The sequence below is a fragment of the Promicromonospora sp. NPDC090134 genome (assembly GCF_044746965.1).
GTDB lineage: Bacteria > Actinomycetota > Actinomycetes > Actinomycetales > Cellulomonadaceae > Promicromonospora.
Window position 1 is genome coordinate 126,724 of record NZ_JBIVCZ010000011.1, and the last position, 20,479, is coordinate 147,202.

18 protein-coding genes are annotated in these 20,479 nt (G+C 70.6%); 13 read left to right on the forward strand and 5 right to left on the reverse strand.

All coding sequences use genetic code 11. The annotated features are described in order from the left end of the window. The first annotated feature begins 1 nt into the window (after position 1). The 9 genes from ACIPN7_RS25195 (at position 2) to ACIPN7_RS25235 (ending at position 11,579) form a co-directional block, all read left to right on the forward strand. A complete protein-coding gene (locus ACIPN7_RS25195; protein ID WP_400549023.1) occupies positions 2-886 on the forward strand; it encodes a carbohydrate ABC transporter permease in 885 nt (294 codons plus the stop codon). 43 nt (positions 887-929) lie between these two features. Then, complete coding sequence (gene yicI, locus ACIPN7_RS25200; protein WP_400549026.1) at positions 930-3,206, forward strand: alpha-xylosidase; 2,277 nt, start codon at positions 930-932, stop codon at positions 3,204-3,206. Continuing rightward, on the forward strand, positions 3,203-4,639 hold the full coding sequence (locus ACIPN7_RS25205) for a GH1 family beta-glucosidase (RefSeq protein ID WP_400549029.1): 1,437 nt from the start codon (positions 3,203-3,205) through the stop codon (positions 4,637-4,639). The genes yicI and ACIPN7_RS25205 overlap by 4 nt, the downstream gene beginning before the upstream one ends. A gap of 149 nt (positions 4,640-4,788) precedes the next feature. Then, positions 4,789-6,204 carry a serine hydrolase domain-containing protein gene (locus ACIPN7_RS25210; RefSeq protein WP_400549032.1) on the forward strand — a complete coding sequence of 472 codons (1,416 nt, stop codon included), beginning with the start codon at positions 4,789-4,791 and terminating at the stop codon, positions 6,202-6,204. A gap of 414 nt (positions 6,205-6,618) precedes the next feature. Beyond that, positions 6,619-6,861 carry a glutaredoxin-like protein NrdH gene (nrdH, locus tag ACIPN7_RS25215; protein ID WP_020017613.1) on the forward strand — a complete coding sequence of 81 codons (243 nt, stop codon included), beginning with the start codon at positions 6,619-6,621 and terminating at the stop codon, positions 6,859-6,861. A gap of 35 nt (positions 6,862-6,896) precedes the next feature. Continuing rightward, positions 6,897-7,331 (forward strand): class Ib ribonucleoside-diphosphate reductase assembly flavoprotein NrdI, encoded by a 435-nt coding sequence (gene nrdI, locus ACIPN7_RS25220; protein ID WP_400549035.1) that lies wholly within the window; start codon positions 6,897-6,899, stop codon positions 7,329-7,331. Then, the gene (gene nrdE, locus ACIPN7_RS25225) at positions 7,328-9,463 is read left to right on the forward strand and encodes a class 1b ribonucleoside-diphosphate reductase subunit alpha (protein ID WP_400549254.1); all 2,136 of its coding nucleotides are present in this window, start codon (positions 7,328-7,330) and stop codon (positions 9,461-9,463) included. Before nrdI ends, nrdE begins: the two co-directional genes overlap by 4 nt. A gap of 68 nt (positions 9,464-9,531) precedes the next feature. Further along, positions 9,532-10,512: a class 1b ribonucleoside-diphosphate reductase subunit beta gene (gene nrdF, locus ACIPN7_RS25230; protein WP_400549038.1), complete on the forward strand. Its 981-nt coding sequence runs from the start codon at positions 9,532-9,534 to the stop codon at positions 10,510-10,512. A 140-nt stretch (positions 10,513-10,652) separates the two neighbouring features. Then, complete coding sequence (locus ACIPN7_RS25235; RefSeq protein WP_400549257.1) at positions 10,653-11,579, forward strand: DUF6891 domain-containing protein; 927 nt, start codon at positions 10,653-10,655, stop codon at positions 11,577-11,579. A gap of 85 nt (positions 11,580-11,664) precedes the next feature. On the opposite strand, the gene ACIPN7_RS25240 is transcribed toward ACIPN7_RS25235, so the two are convergent. Then, a complete protein-coding gene (locus tag ACIPN7_RS25240; RefSeq protein ID WP_400549041.1) occupies positions 11,665-12,342 on the reverse strand; it encodes a response regulator in 678 nt (225 codons plus the stop codon). A 67-nt stretch (positions 12,343-12,409) separates the two neighbouring features. Further along, entirely contained in the window at positions 12,410-14,032 is a 1,623-nt protein-coding gene (locus tag ACIPN7_RS25245) for a sensor histidine kinase (protein WP_400549044.1), read from the reverse strand. Between the two features lie 141 nt (positions 14,033-14,173). On the opposite strand from ACIPN7_RS25245, the gene ACIPN7_RS25250 reads away from it, so the two are divergent. Continuing rightward, the gene (locus ACIPN7_RS25250; protein ID WP_400549047.1) at positions 14,174-14,923 is read left to right on the forward strand and encodes a phosphatase PAP2 family protein; all 750 of its coding nucleotides are present in this window, start codon (positions 14,174-14,176) and stop codon (positions 14,921-14,923) included. On the opposite strand, the gene ACIPN7_RS25255 is transcribed toward ACIPN7_RS25250, so the two are convergent. Together ACIPN7_RS25255 and ACIPN7_RS25260 are read right to left on the reverse strand one after the other, a co-directional pair. After that, positions 14,865-15,389, reverse strand: a complete 525-nt coding sequence (locus tag ACIPN7_RS25255) for a phosphoribosyltransferase (protein WP_377234573.1) — start codon at positions 15,387-15,389, stop codon at positions 14,865-14,867. The two genes, ACIPN7_RS25250 and ACIPN7_RS25255, sit on opposite strands and share 59 nt — an antisense overlap. Positions 15,390-15,515: 126 nt before the next feature. Continuing rightward, a complete protein-coding gene (locus ACIPN7_RS25260; protein ID WP_400549050.1) occupies positions 15,516-16,493 on the reverse strand; it encodes an FKBP-type peptidyl-prolyl cis-trans isomerase in 978 nt (325 codons plus the stop codon). Between the two features lie 152 nt (positions 16,494-16,645). On the opposite strand from ACIPN7_RS25260, the gene ACIPN7_RS25265 reads away from it, so the two are divergent. From ACIPN7_RS25265 to ACIPN7_RS25275, 3 genes are all read left to right on the forward strand, one after another. Next, positions 16,646-16,945: a hypothetical protein gene (locus tag ACIPN7_RS25265; RefSeq protein WP_400549053.1), complete on the forward strand. Its 300-nt coding sequence runs from the start codon at positions 16,646-16,648 to the stop codon at positions 16,943-16,945. A 114-nt stretch (positions 16,946-17,059) separates the two neighbouring features. Continuing rightward, complete coding sequence (locus ACIPN7_RS25270) at positions 17,060-17,833, forward strand: alpha/beta hydrolase (RefSeq protein WP_400549056.1); 774 nt, start codon at positions 17,060-17,062, stop codon at positions 17,831-17,833. A 53-nt stretch (positions 17,834-17,886) separates the two neighbouring features. Beyond that, positions 17,887-18,714 carry an alpha/beta fold hydrolase gene (locus ACIPN7_RS25275; RefSeq protein WP_400549059.1) on the forward strand — a complete coding sequence of 276 codons (828 nt, stop codon included), beginning with the start codon at positions 17,887-17,889 and terminating at the stop codon, positions 18,712-18,714. Positions 18,715-18,835: 121 nt separating this feature from the next. Here ACIPN7_RS25275 and ACIPN7_RS25280 read toward each other — a convergent pair whose 3' ends face one another. Then, on the reverse strand, positions 18,836-20,398 hold the full coding sequence (locus tag ACIPN7_RS25280) for a DivIVA domain-containing protein (protein WP_400549062.1): 1,563 nt from the start codon (positions 20,396-20,398) through the stop codon (positions 18,836-18,838). Positions 20,399-20,479 lie beyond the last annotated feature (81 nt).

The following is a 20,479-nucleotide window of genomic DNA, read 5'->3' on the forward strand; positions in this document are numbered from 1 at the left end:
CATGGCCGTCGCCACAGACCTGCGACCCAGCCAGGTGCGGGCCACCGCGATCGACTCCCGGTACCGGCGCGGCGCGGGCCGCTGGCTCGTGCTGGCCGCCGCGGTCCTGGTGGGCCTCGCGGTGCTCGCGCCGTTCGGGATCATGCTGCTCAACGCGTTCAAGTCGCCGCAGGACTACGCGGCCAACGGCCCGCTGTCCCTGCCGTCGGGACTGTACCTCGACGGCGTGGTGGCCTTCTGGGAGCGCACCGACTTCCCGGTCAAGCTCTGGAACTCGGTGTTCATCTCGGCCGTCGTGGCCGTGCTGGGCGCGCTGCTGTCGCTGCTGAACGCGTACGCGATCGGCATCGGCCGGGTGAAGGGGCGGCTGTGGATCGTCGCTCTGTTCCTGCTGGCGAACATGCTGCCGCAGGAGGCGCTGATCTACCCGCTGTTCACCATGGCGCAGTCGGTGGGCCTGTCGAACTCGCAGTGGTCGGTGATCATCATCTTCACCGTCATCCAGTCGGCGTTCGGCACGTACCTGCTGTCGTCCGTGCTCGGCACGTTCCCGCCCGCGCTGCTGGAGGCGGCCGCCCTGGACGGCGCGAGCCGCTGGCGCATCCTCTGGCAGGTCGTGTTCCCGATCGTGCGGCCCACGCTCTCGGTGCTGATGATCTTCTTCTTCATCTGGACCTGGAACGAGTTCTTCATCCCGCTGGTCATGCTGACCAGCAACGACACCCAGACCATCCCCATCGCCCTGGCCTCCCTGCAGGGCGACCGGATGATGGACGCGCCCACGATCAACGCGGGCTCGCTCGTGTCGCTGGTGCCGGCCGTCATCTTCTTCCTGATCTTCCAGCGCACCCTGACCCGGGGCGTGACCGCCGGGGCGGTCAAGTGAACCCGTCCCACAACGCCGAACAGAAAACAGTGAGGCTTCAGCCATGAGATTCACCGACGGCTACTGGCAGCTGCGTCCCGGCGTCGACGTGCTCCGTCCGCGCGACGTCGACTCGGTCGAGGCCGGCGACGAGACCCTGACCGTGTACGCGCCCACCGCGCCGATCACCAAGCGCGGCGACACCCTGAACCGCCCGGTCGTGACCGTCACGTTCGACGCCCCGGCGGACGACGTCATCGGCGTGCGCATCGAGCACCACCAGGGCCGCCGCGACCCCGGCCCGCACTTCGCGGTCAACCGGGAGCCGGGCGTGGTCAAGGTCGTGACCCCCGCCGCTCCGGGCGAGGGCCCTGCCGAGCTGACGTCGGGCGGCCTCACGGCCCGCGTCTCGACCGACGGCGAGTGGCAGGTCGACTTCGTGGCCGGCGGCAAGGTGCTCACCACCTCGTCGGCGCGGAGCGTCGGGCTGGCGAGCACGCCCGAGGGCGACTTCGTGCACGAGCAGCTCGGACTCTCCGTGGGCGAGCACGTCTACGGGCTGGGCGAGCGGTTCGGCGCGTTCGTGAAGAACGGTCAGAGCGTCGACGTCTGGAACGAGGACGGCGGCACCGCGAGCGAGCAGGCCTACAAGAACGTGCCGTTCTACCTGACCGACCGCGGCTACGGCGTGTTCGTGGCCCACCCCGAGAAGGTCTCGTTCGAGGTCGGCTCCGAGGTGGTCAGCCGCACCCAGTTCTCGGTGCCGGGGCAGTCGTTGCAGTACTACGTGATCCACGGGCCCACCCCGGCCGAGATCCTGCGCCGGTACACGGCCCTGACGGGGCGGCCCGCCGTCGTCCCCGCCTGGTCCTACGGCCTGTGGCTCTCCACGTCGTTCACCACCGACTACTCCGAGTCCACGGTCATGAGCTTCGTCGACGGCATGGCCGAGCGGGACATCCCGCTGTCGGTGTTCCACTTCGACTGCTTCTGGATGCGCCAGTTCCACTGGTGCGACTTCGTGTGGGACCCGGCCACGTTCCCCGACCCCGAGGGCATGCTGGCCCGGCTGCACGAGCGCGGCCTGAAGGTCTGCGTCTGGATCAACCCGTACATCGCCCAGCGCTCGCACCTGTTCCGCGAGGGGGCCGAGAAGGGCTACCTGGTGACCACGGCCGACGGCGACGTCTGGCAGTGGGACAAGTGGCAGGCCGGCATGGCGCTGGTCGACTTCACCAACCCCGAGGCAGCCGCCTGGTACCAGGACAAGCTGCGCGTGCTGCTGGACCAGGGCGTGGACGCCTTCAAGACGGACTTCGGGGAGCGCATCCCCACCGACGTCGTCTGGCACGACGGGTCCGACCCGCAGCGCATGCACAACTTCTACGCCTCGCTCTACAACAAGACGGTGTTCGACCTGCTGGAGCAGGAGCGGGGCACGGGCGAGGCCGTGCTGTTCGCGCGGTCGGCCACGGCGGGCACCCAGGCGTTCCCGGTGCACTGGGGCGGTGACTGCGAGTCCACGTTCGTGTCCATGGCGGAGTCCCTGCGTGGCGGCCTGTCGCTGTCGCTGTCCGGGTTCGGCTACTGGAGCCACGACATCGGCGGCTTCGAGGGCACGCCCGACCCGGCGGTGTTCAAGCGGTGGACGGCGTTCGGGCTGCTGTCCTCGCACTCCCGCCTGCACGGGTCGAGCTCGTACCGTGTCCCGTGGGCGTTCGACGACGAGGCCGTCGACGTGACCCGCAAGTTCACCCGGCTGAAGATGCGGCTCATGCCGTACCTCGGGCGGGCCGGCCACGTGGCGGCCGAGGAGGGCCTGCCCGTCATGCGGCCGATGGTGCTCCAGTTCCCCTCCGACCGGACCGCGGCGTCCGTCGACACCCAGTACATGCTGGGGTCGTCGCTGCTGGTCGCGCCCGTGTTCGGCGAGTCCCGCGCGGAGTACTACCTGCCCGAGGGGGAGTGGACGCGCCTGCCGGAGGTGGCGGCGGACGGTCTCGCGGACACGGTCGGCGGCTCCCGCTGGATCACGGAGGAGCACGGGTTCGACACCCTGCCCGTGCTGGTGCGGCCCGGCACCGTGCTGCCCGTCGGCGCGCGCGACGACCGGCCCGACTACGCGTGGGCCGAGGGCGTGACGTTACGCTGCACCCGTCTGCCCGAAGGGTTCGACGAAGAGATCCTGGTCCCCGGTGGCACCGGCGCCCCGGCGACGTTCCGTGTGCGGTACGAGTCCGGCGTCGTGCACGTGACCAGTGCTGACGCTCCGGGCGAATGGAGCGTCGAGAACGAAGGCAAGACCGTTCGGGCCACCGGCCCGGGAGAGGTGGCACTGTGAGTGCACGCAAGTTCCCCACTGATTTCCTCTGGGGATCGGCGACCGCGTCGTACCAGATCGAGGGCGGTGCGACCGAGGGCGGGCGCGGCCCGTCCATCTGGGACACGTTCTCGCACACGCCGGGCCGGACGCTGAACGGCGACACGGGTGACGTCGCCGACGACCACTTCCACCGGTGGCAGGAGGACGTCGAGCACATCAAGAACCTGGGCCTGGGCGCCTACCGGTTCTCGATCGCGTGGCCGCGGGTGCAGCCGGGCGGCTCCGGCGAGTTCAACGCCGAGGGCATCCGGTTCTACTCGGACCTCGTGGACGGGCTCATCGCCGCGGGCGTCAAGCCCGTCGTCACGCTCTACCACTGGGATCTCCCGCAGGAGCTGGAGGACGCCGGCGGCTGGACCAACCGCGAGACCGCCTACGCGTTCGCGCGGTACGCCCGCAAGATGGCCGAGGAGCTGGGCGACCGCATCGACGTCTGGACCACGCTCAACGAGCCGTGGTGCACGGCGTACCTGGGCTACGGCTCGGGCGTGCACGCGCCGGGCCGCACGGAGTTCCTGGCCGCGCTCCAGGCGGTGCACCACCTCAACCTGGCGCACGGCCTCGCCGTCCAGCAGATCCGTGAGGTGCTCGGCGACGCCGCCAAGACGTCGATCACGCTGAACCTGCACGTGTTCCGGCCGGACGACCCGTCGTCCGAGGTGGACCAGGGCGCCGTCCGCAAGGTGGACGCGCTGGCCAACCGGGCGTTCCTCGGGCCGGTCCTGGAGGGCGCCTACCCCGCGGACCTGCTGGAGAACACCGCCTCGGTGACCGACTGGTCGTTCGTGCAGGACGGCGACCTGGAGGCTATCGCGCAGCCGCTCGACGTGCTGGGCGTCAACTACTACTCGACGGCGCGGGTGCGGCACTTCTCCGGCGAGGGGGAGCGGCAGCAGGCCGACGGGCACAAGGACTCCGCGGGCACGCCGTGGATCGCGGCCGACGACGTCGAGTTCCTGCCGCAGCCCGGCCCGTACACCGCCATGGGCTGGAACATCGAGCCGGCCGGTCTCACGGACCTGCTGGTCTCGCTGCGCGACAGCTACCCCGACCAGCCGCTCATGGTCACCGAGAACGGCGCCGCGTTCGCGGACACCGTCGTGGTCGAGGACGGTGTGGCGCGCGTGCACGACGTCGAGCGCGTCTCGTACCTGCACGACCACGTCGAGGCCCTCGGCCTCGCCCGGGACCAGGGCGTGGACGTGCGCGGGTACTTCGCGTGGTCCCTGCTCGACAACTTCGAGTGGGCCTACGGGTACGACCGCCGGTTCGGCATCATCCGCGTCGACTACGAGACGCTGGAGCGCACCTGGAAGGACTCGGCGCACTGGTACCGCCGTCTGGCGACGACGAACACGCTGCCGACGGTGGACGAGGTGTCCCCGGCCTGACCACTCCCGGCCTGACTGCCCCTGGCCGGGTCGGCTGAACGTAGGGATCGTCGTTGCATGCGCTCGTGTGCGACGACGATCCCTACGTTCGTTCCCGACGCGTGCGGGCGCCGGTGATGACGGCGCCGGCAGCGGGATACCGTCTGCGCATGAACGAGCTCGGTGACGTGCTGGACGACCTCCTCGACCGGACCCGCGCGACGCGTCGCGTGCCGGCGCTGTCCGCGGCCGTCGGCCGTGGGGGAGAGGTGGTCTGGACCGGGGTGGCCGCGGCCCCCTGGGCGGGTGGCCCGACGGCGGGCGGCCCGACGGCGGGCGGCCCGACGGCCGAGCATGCCTTCCGCATCGGGTCCGTCACCAAGCCGATGGTCGCGGTGGCCGTGCTACGCCTGGTGTCCGAGGGCGCCGTGGCGCTCGCGGACCCGATCGGGCGGCACCTGCCGGACGCCCCGGCCCCGGACGCCACGATCCGGCACCTGCTCACGCACACCAGCGGCCTGCAGGCCGAGTTCCCGGGCCCGTGGTGGGAGCGGCACGGCGGGCCGACGTGGGACGAGCTGACCGCCTCCGGCGTCGAGCAGCTCTGGGACCCGGGCGAGCGCTACCACTACAGCAACCCCGGGTTCGCCGTGCTGGGCCGCCTGATCGAGGTGGTCCGCGGCGGCGCGTGGGACAAGGTGCTCCGCGACGAGCTGTGGGAGCCGCTGGGCATGACCGCCACCGGCCGGGTCCCCGTCGGCCCGTCCGTGCGCGGGTACGCCGTGCACCCGGAGGCCGACCTCGTGCACGACGAGCCGGTCGCCGACTACCGCGCGGCGGGTCCCGCGGGCGAGGTGTGGTCCACGCCGTCGGACCTGGTGCGGTTCGGCATGTGGCTCGTCGGTGGCGAGGCCGACCGCGACGCCGGTGAGGCCGTGCTCCCGCTCGAGCTGCGCCGGCACCTGGCGGTCCCGCGCGCGGTGGTCGACGACGCCGGACCCGCCGGCGGCCCGTGGGCCACCGCCCACGGCCTCGGGGTGCGCGTGCGGCAGGACGGCGCCGTCCGGACGGTCGGGCACGGCGGTTCGGTCCCGGGGTTCACCGCCGACCTCCGCGCCGACGCCGGGACCGGGGACGTGGTCGCGGTGTGCGGATCGTCCACCGGAGGTTTCGGCGACGGTACGGCCCTGCTGGCGGCGTTCCAGGGCGACGGGACGCCGCTGGTACGGCCGGTGCCCGAGGAGCGGCCCGCGGCGCGTCCGCAGGGCTCGGAGGGGCTCACCGGCACCTGGTACTGGGGGCCGGTCCCGTTCGTCGTCCGCGTCGACGCGGCGGGGCGTGTCGACCTGCGGTCGGAGAACAGCGGGGGCCGGGGCACGGTCTTCGACGTCGTCGGCGGCGAGCTCCGCGGCGTCGACGGCGGCTACTGGCTGGGCGAGCGGCTCCGGGTGGTCCGGGCGGACGGCGCGCCCGTCGCGCTGGACATCGGCACCTTCCACTTCACGCGGTCCCCGTACGACCCGGGCACCGCCGTGCCGGGCGGCGTCGACGGGGCCGGCTGGCACCGACCCGGACCGACCGGGTAGCCGGTCCGCGGCGAGGTATTCCCACGGGCGGATGTCCGTCGTGTGGCGAGCCCGACAAACTCCGTCCCGGTGACACGCCGAAGGGGCGCGACACGCCGTTGGCTCAGATTTTTTTCGGGCCCTGAGAGGCCGTCGAGGTGCCCGTTCGGGCGGTCCCGGCGACCCCTCCGACGGTGCCCCGCGAACCGGTGTGCGCGGCCTACCGGGCGGTGTCAGAGGCTCGTGGCAGCATGGTCCCTGAGCGTCACGAGCGTTCCCGGCGTAGTGCCTACCACGTCCCGAACCACTACATGTCGTGACCGAGCGAGTGTCAGACCCTAGGTGTAGTGTTTGGTGCAGCGGGAGACGCAGACCCGCGAACAAAGCACACCGACGTAAGTTCACGGGTGTTCTTCGAGGTCAGAGGAGGCGGACATGAGCGTCACGGTCTACAGCAAGCCGGCATGCGTCCAGTGCGACGCGACGTACCGGGCACTGGATCGCAAGGGTGTCGAGTACACGGTCGTCGACATCACGCAGGACGCTGAGGCGCTGGAGATGGTCCGCGGCCTCGGTTACCTCCAGGCACCGGTCGTGGTGGCCGGTGACACCCACTGGTCGGGCTTTCGCCCCGACCAGATCAGCGCGGTCGCCGCGCTCCAGGCCGCTTCGGCCTGACAAGCACCACCGCTACGTCGGCAAGGAGGCGTGACGTGGGCTCTCTCGTCTACTTCTCCAGCGTGTCCGAGAACACGCACAGGTTCGTCGAGAAGCTCGCTCTCGAAGAGCTGGGGATGTCCGTGCACCGGATCCCGCTCCGCCCGGCCGACGGGTTCCTGCGCGTGGACGAGCCCTACGTCCTCATGGCCCCCACCTACGGTGGCGGCAACGAGGGCGGGGCCGTCCCGCGGCAGGTGAGGAAGTTCCTCAACGACGAACACAACCGGTCGCTCATCCGCGGCGTCATCGCCGCGGGGAACACCAACTTCGGGGCTGCGTACTGCATCACCGGCGACATCATCTCGGCGAAGTGTGATGTCCCGTACCTGTACGCCTTCGAGCTTCTGGGAACGGCGCAGGACGTCACGCGCGTCCGCAACGGATTGGGACGATTTTGGCAGCAACAACCACTGAGCCTCTCAGCCTGACTGAGATTCCCCTGGAGTCACTCCAGCTGGACTATCACGCGCTCAACGCCATGCTGAACCTGTACGGGCCGGACGGGAAGATCCAGTTCGAGAAGGACCGCGAGGCGGCCCGCCAGTACTTCCTGCAGCACGTGAACCCGAACACCGTCGACTTCGACACCCTTGAGGCGAAGCTCGAGCACCTGGTCGAGGCCAAGTACTACGACCCGACCGTGCTGGCCAAGTACTCGGGCTCGTTCGTCAAGGAGCTGTTCCAGCTCGCGTACTCCAAGAAGTTCCGCTTCGAGACGTTCCTCGGCGCCTTCAAGTACTACACGTCGTACACGCTCAAGACGTTCGACGGCAAGAAGTACCTGGAGCGCTTCGAGGACCGCGTCGCCATGGTCGCCCTCGGTCTGGCCGACGGCGACGAGCAGACGGCGCGCGACATCGTCGAGGAGGTCATCTCCGGGCGGTTCCAGCCCGCGACGCCGACCTTCCTCAACGTCGGCAAGGCGCAGCGCGGCGAGCCCGTGTCCTGCTTCCTGCTGCGCATCGAGGACAACATGGAGTCGATCGCGCGCGGCATCAACTCCGCGCTGCAGCTCTCCAAGCGTGGTGGCGGCGTTGCCCTGCTCCTGAGCAACATCCGTGAGCACGGTGCGCCGATCAAGCACATCGAGAACCAGTCCTCGGGCGTCATCCCCGTGATGAAGCTCCTGGAGGACTCCTTCTCCTACGCGAACCAGCTCGGCGCACGTCAGGGTGCCGGCGCGGTGTACCTGCACGCGCACCACCCGGACATCATGCGGTTCCTCGACACCAAGCGGGAGAACGCGGACGAGAAGATCCGCATCAAGACCCTCTCGCTCGGTGTCGTCATCCCGGACATCACGTTCGAGCTGGCCAAGAAGAACGCGGACATGCACCTGTTCAGCCCGTACGACGTCGAGCGGGTCTACGGCAAGCCGTTCGCCGACATCTCCATCTCGGAGAAGTACGACGAGCTCGTGGCCGACGACCGCATCCGCAAGACCACGATCAGCGCGCGCGACTTCTTCCAGACGCTCGCGGAGCTGCAGTTCGAGTCCGGGTACCCGTACATCATGTTCGAGGACACGGTGAACAAGGCGAACCCGATCAAGGGCCGCATCACCCACTCGAACCTGTGCTCCGAGATCCTGCAGGTCTCCACGCCGTCGACGTTCAACGAGGACCTCTCGTACGACGAGGTCGGCCGCGACATCTCCTGCAACCTGGGTTCGCTGAACATCGCCAAGGCGATGGACTCGCCGGACTTCGGCCGCACGATCGACACCGCGATCCGCGCGCTGACCGCGGTCAGCGACCAGACGTCGATCGAGTCCGTCCCGTCGATCAAGCTGGCCAACGAGCGGGGCCACGCGATCGGCCTGGGCCAGATGAACCTGCACGGCTACCTCGCCCGTGAGCGCATCTACTACGGCTCCGACGAGGGCATCGACTTCACGAACATCTACTTCTACACCGTGGCCTACCACGCGATCGCGGCGTCCAACCGCCTGTCGATCGAGCGGAAGCAGAAGTTCGGCGGGTTCGAGGACTCCAAGTACGCCACGGGCGAGTACTTCGACAAGTACGTCGAGCAGGAGTGGAAGCCGGCCACGGAGCGGGTCACCCGCCTGTTCGCCGACGCCGGCGTGTCGATCCCGACGCAGGACGACTGGCGCGCGCTCAAGGCTTCGGTCATGGAGCACGGCCTGTACAACCAGAACCTGCAGGCCGTGCCGCCCACGGGTTCGATCAGCTACATCAACAACTCGACGTCGTCGATCCACCCGGTCCCGGCCAAGATCGAGATCCGCAAGGAAGGCAAGCTCGGCCGCGTCTACTACCCGGCGCCGTACATGACGAACGACAACCTGGACTACTACCAGGACGCGTACGAGATCGGGTACGAGAAGATCATCGACACGTACGCCGCGGCGACGCAGCACGTGGACCAGGGCCTCTCGCTGACCCTGTTCTTCCCGGACACGGTGACCACGCGCGACGTCAACAAGGCGCAGATCTACGCGTGGCGCAAGGGCATCAAGACCCTCTACTACATCCGCCTGCGCCAGATGGCACTGGAGGGTACGGAGGTCGAGAACTGCGTCAGCTGCATGCTGTGACAGCAGCCCGCTGACCGGTCCGCACCGCCAGGCTCATCCGTACCACCGCCGCCCCTGAAGGAACTCCCATGTCGCCAACTGGCAAGCTCAAGCTCATCGATCGCGTGACGGCGATCAACTGGAACCGCCTCGAGGACGAGAAGGACCTCGAGGTCTGGGACCGCCTGGTCGGTAACTTCTGGCTGCCCGAGAAGGTGCCGGTGTCCAACGACATCCAGTCGTGGAACACGCTCTCGGAGCACGAGAAGACCATGACGTCGCGGGTGTTCACCGGCCTGACCCTCCTGGACACCATCCAGGGCACGGTTGGCGCGGTGTCGCTCATCCCGGACGCGCTCACCCCGCACGAGGAGGCCGTGTACACCAACATCGCCTTCATGGAGAGCGTGCACGCGAAGAGCTACTCCTCGATCTTCTCCACGCTGCTGTCGACGCCGGAGATCGACGACGCGTTCGCGTGGTCCGAGAGCAACGAGCACCTGCAGAAGAAGGCGGAGATCGTCCTCGACTACTACCGGGGCGACGACCCGCTGAAGCGCAAGGTCGCCTCGACGATGCTCGAGTCGTTCCTGTTCTACTCCGGCTTCTACGCGCCGATGTACTGGTCCTCGCGGGCGAAGCTCACGAACACGGCCGACCTGATCCGCCTCATCATCCGCGACGAGGCAGTGCACGGGTACTACATCGGCTACAAGTACCAGAAGGGCCTCGCCAAGCTGACGCAGCCCGAGCAGGACGACCTCAAGGCGTACACGTTCGACCTGCTCTTCGAGCTGTACGAGAACGAGGTCGAGTACACCGACTCGCTCTACGGCGAGCTGGGGCTGACCGAGGACGTCAAGAAGTTCCTGCGGTACAACGGCAACAAGGCCCTGATGAACCTGGGCTATGAGGCGCTGTTCCCCAAGGAGGACACCGACGTCAACCCCGCGATCCTCGCAGCGCTGTCGCCGAACGCGGACGAGAACCACGACTTCTTCTCGGGGTCGGGCTCGTCGTACGTGATCGGCAAGGCCGTGGAGACCGAGGACGACGACTGGGACTTCTGACCTCGTGTCGGGAGCCCGTCGCCCGTAGCGACTGACCACGGCCCGGGACCGCAGCATGCTGCGGTCCCGGGCCTTTGGCGTGCGTGCTGGCTGTGCGGGCGCTGTCGGTGAGCGCGGCTACTGTCGCGGGCGTGACTGACATGGATGTGGCGCCGTTGGCTGACGGCGACGAGCTGAGGTACGTGCGAGAACAGGTCCGGGCGATGGTGCGAGCGGGGTTTACCCCGTTCGGTCAGGTGCTCCAAGCCGCAGACGAGATGCTCGAGCCGGACGCCGCCGCGAACTTGCGGACGGCAGCAGCCGGCGCGGCTCGTCAGGAGTGGCAGGCGCGCGTCGTCGAGCAGGCGAGCTGGGCGGACGAAGGTAGCTACTCGGCTCTGGCCACGGCGTTCGCCGAACTGGAGACCCTCGGTGTGGTGGCAAGGATGTGCTTCGCCTGCTGCAACACCTGCGGTGCCGCCGAGATCCACGACGAGGTCGACCCGAACGGCGCGGAACCGCTCGGGTACGTCTTCTTCCATGGCCAGGAGGCTGAGCGGCTCGCCGACACGCCCGGCGACCTCTACCTGTCGTTCGGCGGATTCGCTGGGTCCACAGCCTCGGAGGTGGGGGAGATCGTCGCCACGACGATCGCTCGACATGGCTTCGAGGTCGCCTGGGACGGGAGTGCCGATGCGAAGGTACGGGTGCGGGTGACCGACTGGCGCAAGCGACTGCCCGCCGACGTGCCGATAGCCGCGCCCGGACGCTTTCGAGTGCTGACCGGACGGACGGCACCGACCCTTGACCCGACGCCGTACGAGCTGCTGATGCTCTTCCACCAGGTCCGCCGTGGCCGGGAGCAGTTCTTGGTCATCGAGGACCTGACGAAGCCCGACAGGTTTGTCCAGACCACCCTCGACGGTGACGGGCCGGCGTTCGCCGTGGAGTACCGTGAGAGCCCCGACACCCCGATCTACCAGGCGATCTGTCCTGGCCTCACGGTCGCGCACCAGATCGTGGTCGGCTGGAGCGCCGATGTCGCCGGTTGGCGGGACCTGGCCGGCTGGATCCAGGTCGAGCTGTAGCGGCCGGGCCGTTCGGGGTCGGCGAGGCATCGCTGTACCTCGCGAATCGGGTGCCGCCTGGCGTGTGTAGGTGAAGGTCGACCGGCTACGCCTGCCTGGTGTCCGCGTTGGCCGCGATGAGCGCAGCCTCGACCCGGTTGCGGGCACCGGTGGTGCGCAGGATCGAGGTGACGTGCACCTTGACCGTGCCCTCGGCGAGGTGGAGTCGCGCCGCGATCTCCGGGTTCGGCAGTCCCTCGCCCAGCAGGGCCAGCACCTCCTGTTCTCGCTGGGTGAGCCGTTCGAATCGCCTTCTTGCCTCCTGCTGAGCGATGAAGCGCGTGCCCAGTCCCGTCTGCAGCAGCCGCCGCGACACGGCGGGCGAGAAGAACGCGCCGCCCGACGCCGCGGCCCGCACCGCGAGCAGCAGCTCGCGGGGGTCACCCGACTTCAGCACGAACCCGTCGGCACCCAGGCGGACGGCCTCCGCGATGTACTCGTCCTCGCCGAACGTCGTGACCATGAGGCACGGCAGGGACCCGGCGGTACGCCGGATCTCCGCCAAGGTCTCCAGGCCGCTCATCGTGCCCATGCGCACGTCGAGGAGCACGACGTCGGGCCGGTGCGCACGCACCGCGGCCAGCGCCTCCTTACCCGAGCAGCCTTGTGCGACGACCCGGATCCCGTCGTCAGTCTCGAGGATCCCGGCCAGCCCGGCGCGCACGAGCGGTTCGTCGTCCGCGAGCACGACACGCAGCGGGGCGGGAACGCCCGGGCCGCTCACGACGCACCCCCGCTCATGATCTCTGGCCCGCTCGGGATGCCCGGGCCGCTCGCGGTCTCCGCCGCGTTCATGACGCACCGCCGACCACGAGGTCCGTCGAGGTCACGCGATCGCCCGACCAGCAGATCCGGTAGGCGTCCCCGGACGCGTCCGCGAGCGGGTCCGCCGTGACGGCGTAGTCGTCGCACGCCGGGTCGGACCCACGGGGTGGTTCGAGCGTGGCCCCGGGCAGCAGGGGGTCGACGTCGGACCGGGGGTCGCCCACCGCGATGCGGACGAAGTCGGTCGGATCGAGCAGCGCGCGCCTGGCCGCGAGATGGTCCGCGAGCTGGATCGCGCCCGCGACAACGACCAGGGCGGCGGTCGGCACGAGCACCGCGGCCAGCAGCAACGCCCCGCCCCGGCGCCGGGCACGAGTCAGCCCGTCGGTGACGGCGTTCGCGCTCTGCGGCACCAGCGTCACACCGGCGGGTCGAGCAGGTGGTGCACCCGGGTCCTCGTGCCGGCCGGCGGGGATGTGCACCGGCGAGGGACCCACCGTCGGGACCAGCTCCGCGCGCAGCACGTAGCCGGAACCGGCCGGGCCGGCCTCGATCGATCCGCCCGCAGCACGGACCTGCCGCCCGAGTGACCGCACCCCGGTGCCCCCACCGGTGGTCGCCAGACCGCCGCGCGCCAGCTCGTCGCGTACCGGTCCGACGCCTGTCGGCCCGATGTGCGACTGCCCGGCGTCCGAGGCGGGCAGCGGGTTGCGCACGACCACCACGAGGCGCTCGCCGTCCTCCTGCAGCACGACACGGACCGGCTGACCCGGCGCGTGCTTGAGCGCGTTCGTCAGCCCCTCCTGGACCACCCGGAAGACAGCAGGCCCGAACCGGGCGAGGTGCTCGGGGCCGGGAGACCCGCTGAGCTCCACGTCCGCCCCGGCGCGGCGAGCCTCCTCGACAAGTTCATCGAGGCCGGCCTCGTCGAGGAGGTCTGTCGTGGCCCCCGTGGCAGGCGGGCCGTCGGGCAGGCCGGTGCGCAGCGTCTGGACGGACGCGCCGAGGCGGGCCACCGCGTCCGAGACCTGCCGCCGTGCCAGCGCGACGGACTCCCGTGCCGACACGTCCGCCGCCCGGCGACGCTCGGACTCCAAGCTGACGTCGGCGTCGGTGTCGGTGTCGGCCGCGACGTCCCGACCGCGCTCCAGCTCGAGCTCCAGCCGGCCCAGGTTGAGAGCGACGAGGCTGAGGGCGTGCCCCAGGTCGTCGTGGAGGCCCTCGGCGAGATGCAGTCGCTGCCGTGCCAGATCGGTCTCGGCGCGCAGCCGCCGCGCGTCCTGCTCCCGGACGAGCGCCGTCGCGGCGTCGGCCTCGGCAGCGCGCCGGGCACGCCAGGCCATCGCCACCGACCAGGGCAGCACACCGGAGACGACACCGCGGGCCGCGGTGACGAGCGCATCACGCAGGTCGGCCCAGCCCGCCAGGACGGCGACGGTTCCGGCCGCCGCGGCCAGGGCCATGGCCAGCTCACCCCGGCGTGCCCCGTGGTCGGCCAGGCCAAGGGGTGCGGCGACGGCCGCGACCGGGATCATCCACCAGGGATCGAGGCCGGCGAGGACCAGGAGCACCACGAACGCGACCGCGAGGAGCAGCCCGACGGTCGGGCGCGCGGCGTAGATGTCGGTGTACGTGGACGGCTGGGTCACCGGACCATCGTCGTCGACGTGCCGAGGGCGCGCTTCCCGCCTGGGTCTGATCTTCGGACACGCGAAGTACGACCAGGGTCATAGACGACTCCTGACCCACGCCAGATCCGTGCCGCCCTGGCGATTCCTAGCGTTCTCGCCATGACCACCACACGTCACGCACCGGCAGCGACTCATCCCGTCGGACGGGTCGCCGGCCCTGTACCTCGCGCCGCCCTACCCGCAGCCCTCAGCGTCGTCCTCGGCCTGTCCGTCGTCGCGCTCCTGGCCTGGCCCGGGCGCGGCCCCCTCTTCGAGGGCATCGCCGGCGGAACTGCAGCGTCGCCCCTGGCGGGCCTCGCGGGTCTGGTTGCGGACAAGGGACTGCTGGCGCTCGTCGCGATCACGGCCGGCCTCGTGCTGCTCACCTGGTTCCGCGACCGCCCCCGGTTCTGGCTGCTCGCCGCGGCCGGGGTGGGCGCCGTCGCGGCGTACGGCACGAGCGAGGTGGTGAAGCTGCTGGTCACCGAGGAACGACCGTGCCGGGCGGTCGACGTCGCCACCGTGCTCGCGTGCCCAGCGCCAGGGGACTGGTCCTGGCCGAGCAACCACTCGACCATCGCGGGCGCGCTTGCCGTGGCCTGCCTCCTGGCCGCGCCCCGGCTCTCGCCGCTCGTGGTGCCGCTGGCCGTGGCCGTGGCGGGTGCTCGCGTCGCCGCCGGTGTCCACTACGTGCACGACGTCGCCTGCGGGCTGGCCCTCGGCGTGCTGGTCACGTGCCTCGTCGGCCTGACCGTGCACGCCGGGGCGCAGCGACTCCGCGGAACTCAGGGGCGCACCGGGGCTGAACGCCTCACGCGTCGATCGACCTCGCACCCGTCACCGGCGGCTCGGCCGACCAGGGGAAGGTGATCCACAGGTCGGTGTCCTTCCACGAGTAGTCCGGCTGGATGATCGTGCGCGGCTTCGTGAAGAGAACGGCGGAGCGGGCCTCCGCGCCCTTCTTCTCCAGCAGATCCATGACGAGTGCAAGGGTGCGGCCGGAGTCCGCGACGTCGTCGACCACGAGGACCTTGGCGCCCGGGAGCTCGGACGTGTCCATGAGGGGCGGCAGCACCCGCGGGTCGTCGAGCGTCTTGCCGATGTCCGTGTAGAACTCGACGTTCAGGGTGCCGACGCCCTTGGTGCCGAGCGCGTAGGCCATGGCGCCGCCGGGCACCAGACCGCCCCGGGCGACGGCGATCACGACCTCGGGCACGAACCCGCTGTCCACCACCTTGTGGGCCAGGTCGCGCACCGCGACGGGAAAGGTCTCCCACGTGAGAACTTCGCGTTCCACGGGTGCGGGCTCAGTGGCCGGCAGGTCGGTCGAGGTCATGGGAAGACCCTACGAGACGTGGCGGGCACCCGGTTCGGGTACCCGCCACGTCTGTGCCGTGATCAGCGGCGATGCGCACCGTGCGTGCGCGAGATCTCATACCGGCCCGCGAGCGGGCCGACGGGGTCAGGCCGCCTTGGCCTCAAGGATGTCGACCACGAACACGAGCGTCGAGTTCGCCGGGATCGCGCCGTTCTCCTGCTCGCCGTAGCCCTGGTCCGCCGGGACGACGAGCAGCACCTGGCTGCCGACCTTCTGGCCGGCGATGCCGTTGGTCCAGCCGGGGATCACACCGCTCAGCGGGAACGACGTCGGCGTGCCACGGCTCCACGAGGAGTCGAAGGACGTGCCGTCGAGCAGGCAGCCCGCGTACTGCACGGTGACCGTCTGGTCCTTGGTGACCTCGGCGCCGTCACCCTCGACGAGAGGCTGGACCACCAGCTCGGTGGGCGCCTCGTAGTCGGCGGGGATCGTCACGGTCGGCTGGCCGTCCTCGGCGAGCTCGACGGTGGGCAGGCCCTCCTTGGGGGCCACCTCGGTGCCCTCGGCACGCGTCGGGATCTCCTTGGACTCGGTCACCTCGACCATCGTCACCTGGATGGTCTGGTCCATCGCAGTGCTCGCCATGAGGAGGCGCGTGCCGACCTTCTGGCCGATCAGGCGGTCGTTCAGCAGGTCGTACTGCGGGTCGCCCAGCGTGAACGACTCCGGCTTCTTGGTCTCCCAGGTCGAGCCGCTGGTGGAACCGTCCTTGCCCGCGATGACCACGTAGTTGATGGTCACCTGGGCGCCCTCGACGAGCTCCGCGCCGGTGCCCTCGTCCACGACGCGGGACGTCGGGGACGTGACCTTGAGCGGCGCCTTGAACGTCACCTTCGGTTCCTTGCCGACCGGGCCCGAGACCTCGATCGCGTCGACCGCCTTGACGTCCTCCTCGGCCGGGCTGGGCATGGGCGACGGCTCCGCGGCGGCCGTCACCTCGCAGACGTTTCCGTCGGAGGCGGCGGCATTGTCGCTCCCGGAGTCGTCGGCGCTCGCGCAGCCGGTGAGCGCGATGGATGCCAGCGCGACGGCTGCCAGGGCGGCAGTGGTGCGGTGCTTCACGAGTAGTCCTTCGGTAGGTGTGCGCCTTGCTGGGGACCGCCACACTCTAGCGGGCGGAGATGAGTGCGGCTCCCAGGCATTGTGGTGCGCGATGCGGGCTGTTCTCGAACAGCCTTGAGCCATCCGCTCCGCCCTGCGGAAGAATAGATGGCATGCCGTCGAACCGCCGCTCCAGCAAGCGTCCGTATGCCGCTGGTCATGTCCCCCTCGACGTGGACCGGGCCACGGGCGGGCGTCGCAGCGAGTCGGCGGCGGACGGCGAGTGGGTGGTGCAGCGGATCCGGTCGTCCGACAAGACCTATGTCTGCCCCGCCTGCCGCCAGGAGGTCACGCCGGGCACCGCGCACGTCGTCGCATGGAGGACGGACGGTTTCGGCGGGCCCGAGGCCGGTGTCGACGCCCGGCGGCACTGGCACACCAGCTGCTGGCAGCGCCGGGCCAACCTGCGCTGAGGCAACGGGTCCGGTGAACCGGGGCCCGTCCCCGCCGCACACGTGGTCCAGGGTGCTGCGACACACACTCCCGCGCCGACGCGTCCTGCCGCGGGCGGGAGGACAATGGACCCGATGACCACTGAAGCGACGCCGGACGCGGCCTCCGGCCAGACGACCCACCAGATCCGCTCGCTCACCGTCCTGCCCGCCCAGCGGGAGGACGTCGAGCTGCACACCGCCGACGGCCTCACGCTCGTGGGCGAGCTCGCCCTGCCGGCGGACACCGAGCCGGCGGCCAGCCTGCTGACGCTCCACCCGCTGCCCACGCACGGCGGCTTCATGGACTCCCACGTGTACCGCAAGGCCGCGTGGCGTCTGCCCGCGCTGGCCGACCTGGCGGTGCTGCGGTTCAACACGCGGGGCACCTCCTCCCCGCGGGGCACGAGCGAGGGCACGTTCGACGGGGGCGAGGCCGAGAAGTACGACGTCGCGGCCGCGATCGAGTTCGCCGAGTTCCGTGGGCTGCCCCGGCCGTGGCTGGTCGGCTGGTCGTTCGGCACCGAGCTGGTCCTCAAGCACGGCGCCGACCCGAGCGTCGAGGGCGCGATCCTGCTCTCGCCGCCGCTGCACCGCGCGACGGACGAGGACCTGGACCGCTGGGCGGCGTCTGACAAGCCCCTCGTGGTGCTCGTGCCCGAGCTCGACGACTACCTCCGGCCCGACGAGGCCCGCCGGCGCTTCGCGCGGGTGCCGCAGGCCGAGGTGATCGGCGTCGACGGCGCGAAGCACCTCTGGGTCGGCGAGCCCGCCGTCGCCCGTGCGCTGAACGAGATCGTCGCCCACGTCCTGCCCGACCACCCGCTCCCGCTGCCGACCCACTGGGACGGTCCGCTGGGCGTCTCCTGAGCGACACCGCCAGGCACCAGCACCACCACCGCACCCACCAGAGGAGGACGACGATGACCTCTCGAGCCACCAGGAACCTGGCTACCTTCACGCTGCACGACGGCGGGGGTGTGCCGCTCGTGCTGCTGCACGGTTTTCCGCTCGACCACCGGATGTGGGCGGTGTGCGCGGAGTACCTCCCGCCGGGCGTCCGGGCCATCGCGGTGGACCTGCCCGGTGCCGGGCACAGCGACCTGGACGGGTTCCCGCCGAGCATCGAGCACATCGCCGACGCGGTGTACCTGACGATGACCGACGCGGGGGAGGGCAACGCCGTCGTCGTCGGGCACTCGATGGGCGGGTACGTCGCGCTCGCCCTGGCCGAGCGGCACCCGGGCTTCGTCGCGGGACTCGGCCTGGTGAACACGAAGTCGACGGCGGACACCGAGGAGGCGCGCGCCAAGCGGCTGCGGATCGCCGCCGCGGTCGACGCCAGCCAGACCGTGGACGCGGTGCTCGGCATGCCCGCCAACCTGGTCGGCGCCACCAGCACGGAGCACCGCCGGAACCTGTTCCCCGTCCTGGACTCGTGGATCCGAGCCCAGTCGCCGGCGGGCGTCGCCTGGTCGCAGCGTGCGATGGCGTCCCGGCCCGACCGGACCTACGTGCTCGATCGGCTGGACGCGCCGGTCGCCGTCGTGGTGGGGGCAGAGGACTCGATCACGCCGCTGGCCGAGGCCGAGCACATGGTCCGGGCGGCGGGCTCGCCCCTGGGCTCCTCGATGGGTGACGCCGCGCTCACGCTGGTGCCCGGCGCCGGGCACCTGAGCGTCGTCGAGGAGCCCCAGGCGGTCGCCGCGGCCCTCGGCCTGCTGCACACCCACGTCGTGGCCCACCACTGACCGAGCATGCCGAGACAGAACCAGGGCGAGATAGAACCAGGGCGAGATAGAACTGGGGCGCTACCAACCACGTGGTTGGTAGCGCCCCAGTTCTATCTCGCCCTGGTTCTCGGCACAACGGTCAGCTCGACGCGCCGGCCTTCTCGGAGACGGGGGCCTCGGCGTCGTCGCTCTCCGAGGGGGAGGAGGCCGAGTCGGAGGCGGCCTGGCCGGCCTTCGTGCTGGCCTTGGTGCCCTTGACCGAAGGGATCACGACGGTCGCGGTGCCGACGGGCACGGGCGTCGGGTTGCTCGGCGGGATCGAGGCCGGCATCGAACCGTCCGCGTCGGAGGAGTCCGGAACCTCGGGCTCGGCCTCGGTGCCGTCGCCGACGACCGCGAAGCGTGCCTGCTGCGCCGGGGTGGCCCCCGCCATGCTCGCGGCCTTGGCCGCGGGGGCGGGCGTCGCGGCGGGAGCGCTCGGGGCCGCCGGGGTCCCGAGCATGCCGCGCAGCTCCTCCAGGTAGGAGTTGATGGAGTCGTGCTGACGCGTGAGGTCCTCGAGCTGGTGCTGTGCGGCGGACCGGCTCGACTCGGCCTCGGCGCGGGCGTCGTCGATGGTCTGCTCCGCGAACTCGCGGGCGTCGGCCACGATCCGGTCGGCGGACTTGCGGGCGTCGGCCACGAGGTCCTTGACGTAGACGTCCGACTCGGAGCGGATCTTCTCGGACTGCTCCAGCGCGACGGCGACGCGCTTCTCGGCCTCGGCCGCGTGCTCCTCGGCCGTGCTGACGAGCTTGGCGGTCTCGGTCTTGGCCGTCTCGTGGCGCTCGGCGAGCTCCTTCTCCACGGCCTCCTTGCGGGTGGCGATGTCGAGCTCGGCCTGGGCGAGCGCCGCGCGGGCCTGCTCGCGCAGGTCCTCCATCTCGGTGGTGACGGCGTTGGACGCCTCGGCTGCCTGGCGGCGGGCCTCGGAGAGGATCTGCTCGGACTCGGCGCGCGCGCTGGCGAGCATCGCGGACGAGTCGCGCTCGGCGGTCTCGCGCTGCTCCGTGGTCTCGGCGTTCACCTGGGCGCGGAGCTTGGCGGTCTCACGCTCGGTGTTGACGCGCAGCTCCGTCGTCTCCCGCTCGACCGTCGAGCGCAGGGTGCCGAGCTCGCGCTCCAGGCTGGCCCGGCGCTCGCTCTCCTCGGCGTTGATGGCGCTGGCGATCTGCGCGGACTCGCGCTCCGCCGAGCCGACGAGCTCCTCGGCGCGGCGCTGCGCGGCGAGCAGGTGGCCCTCGGCCTCGGCGGCCATCGTCGTGCGGATCTCCTCGGCCTCGCGACGAGCGCTGGCGAGCATCTCCGCCACCTCGGACTCGGCGCGGGAGCGCACCTGCCCGCCCGACAGCTTGGCGCGTGCCATGATGTCCGCAGCCTGCTGGTTGGCCTGGTTGATGATGTCCGTCGACTGGTCCTCGGCGGAACGCAGGAGGAGCTCGATGCGGGAACCGAGGCCGGCGTACGACGGCTTCTCGGTCTCGCGCAGGTTGCGCTTGGCATCGTTGAGGTCCTGCGTGAGCTGCATGGCACGACCGTCGGAGGCCTCGACCTGTCGGCGTGCTTCTTCGAGCGCGTGGTTCAGGCGGTCCAGGTGTGCGTGCACCTGGTCGCGGTCGTACCCACGCATGGCAGTCGGGAAGAGCGAGCGCTCGTCGGACACGGTGCAGACCTCCAGTGTCGGAACTTGGTGAGGCGCGGGTCAGGCTCCCCCCTGGGACGCCGTTTATCGGCTCGTCCGGCG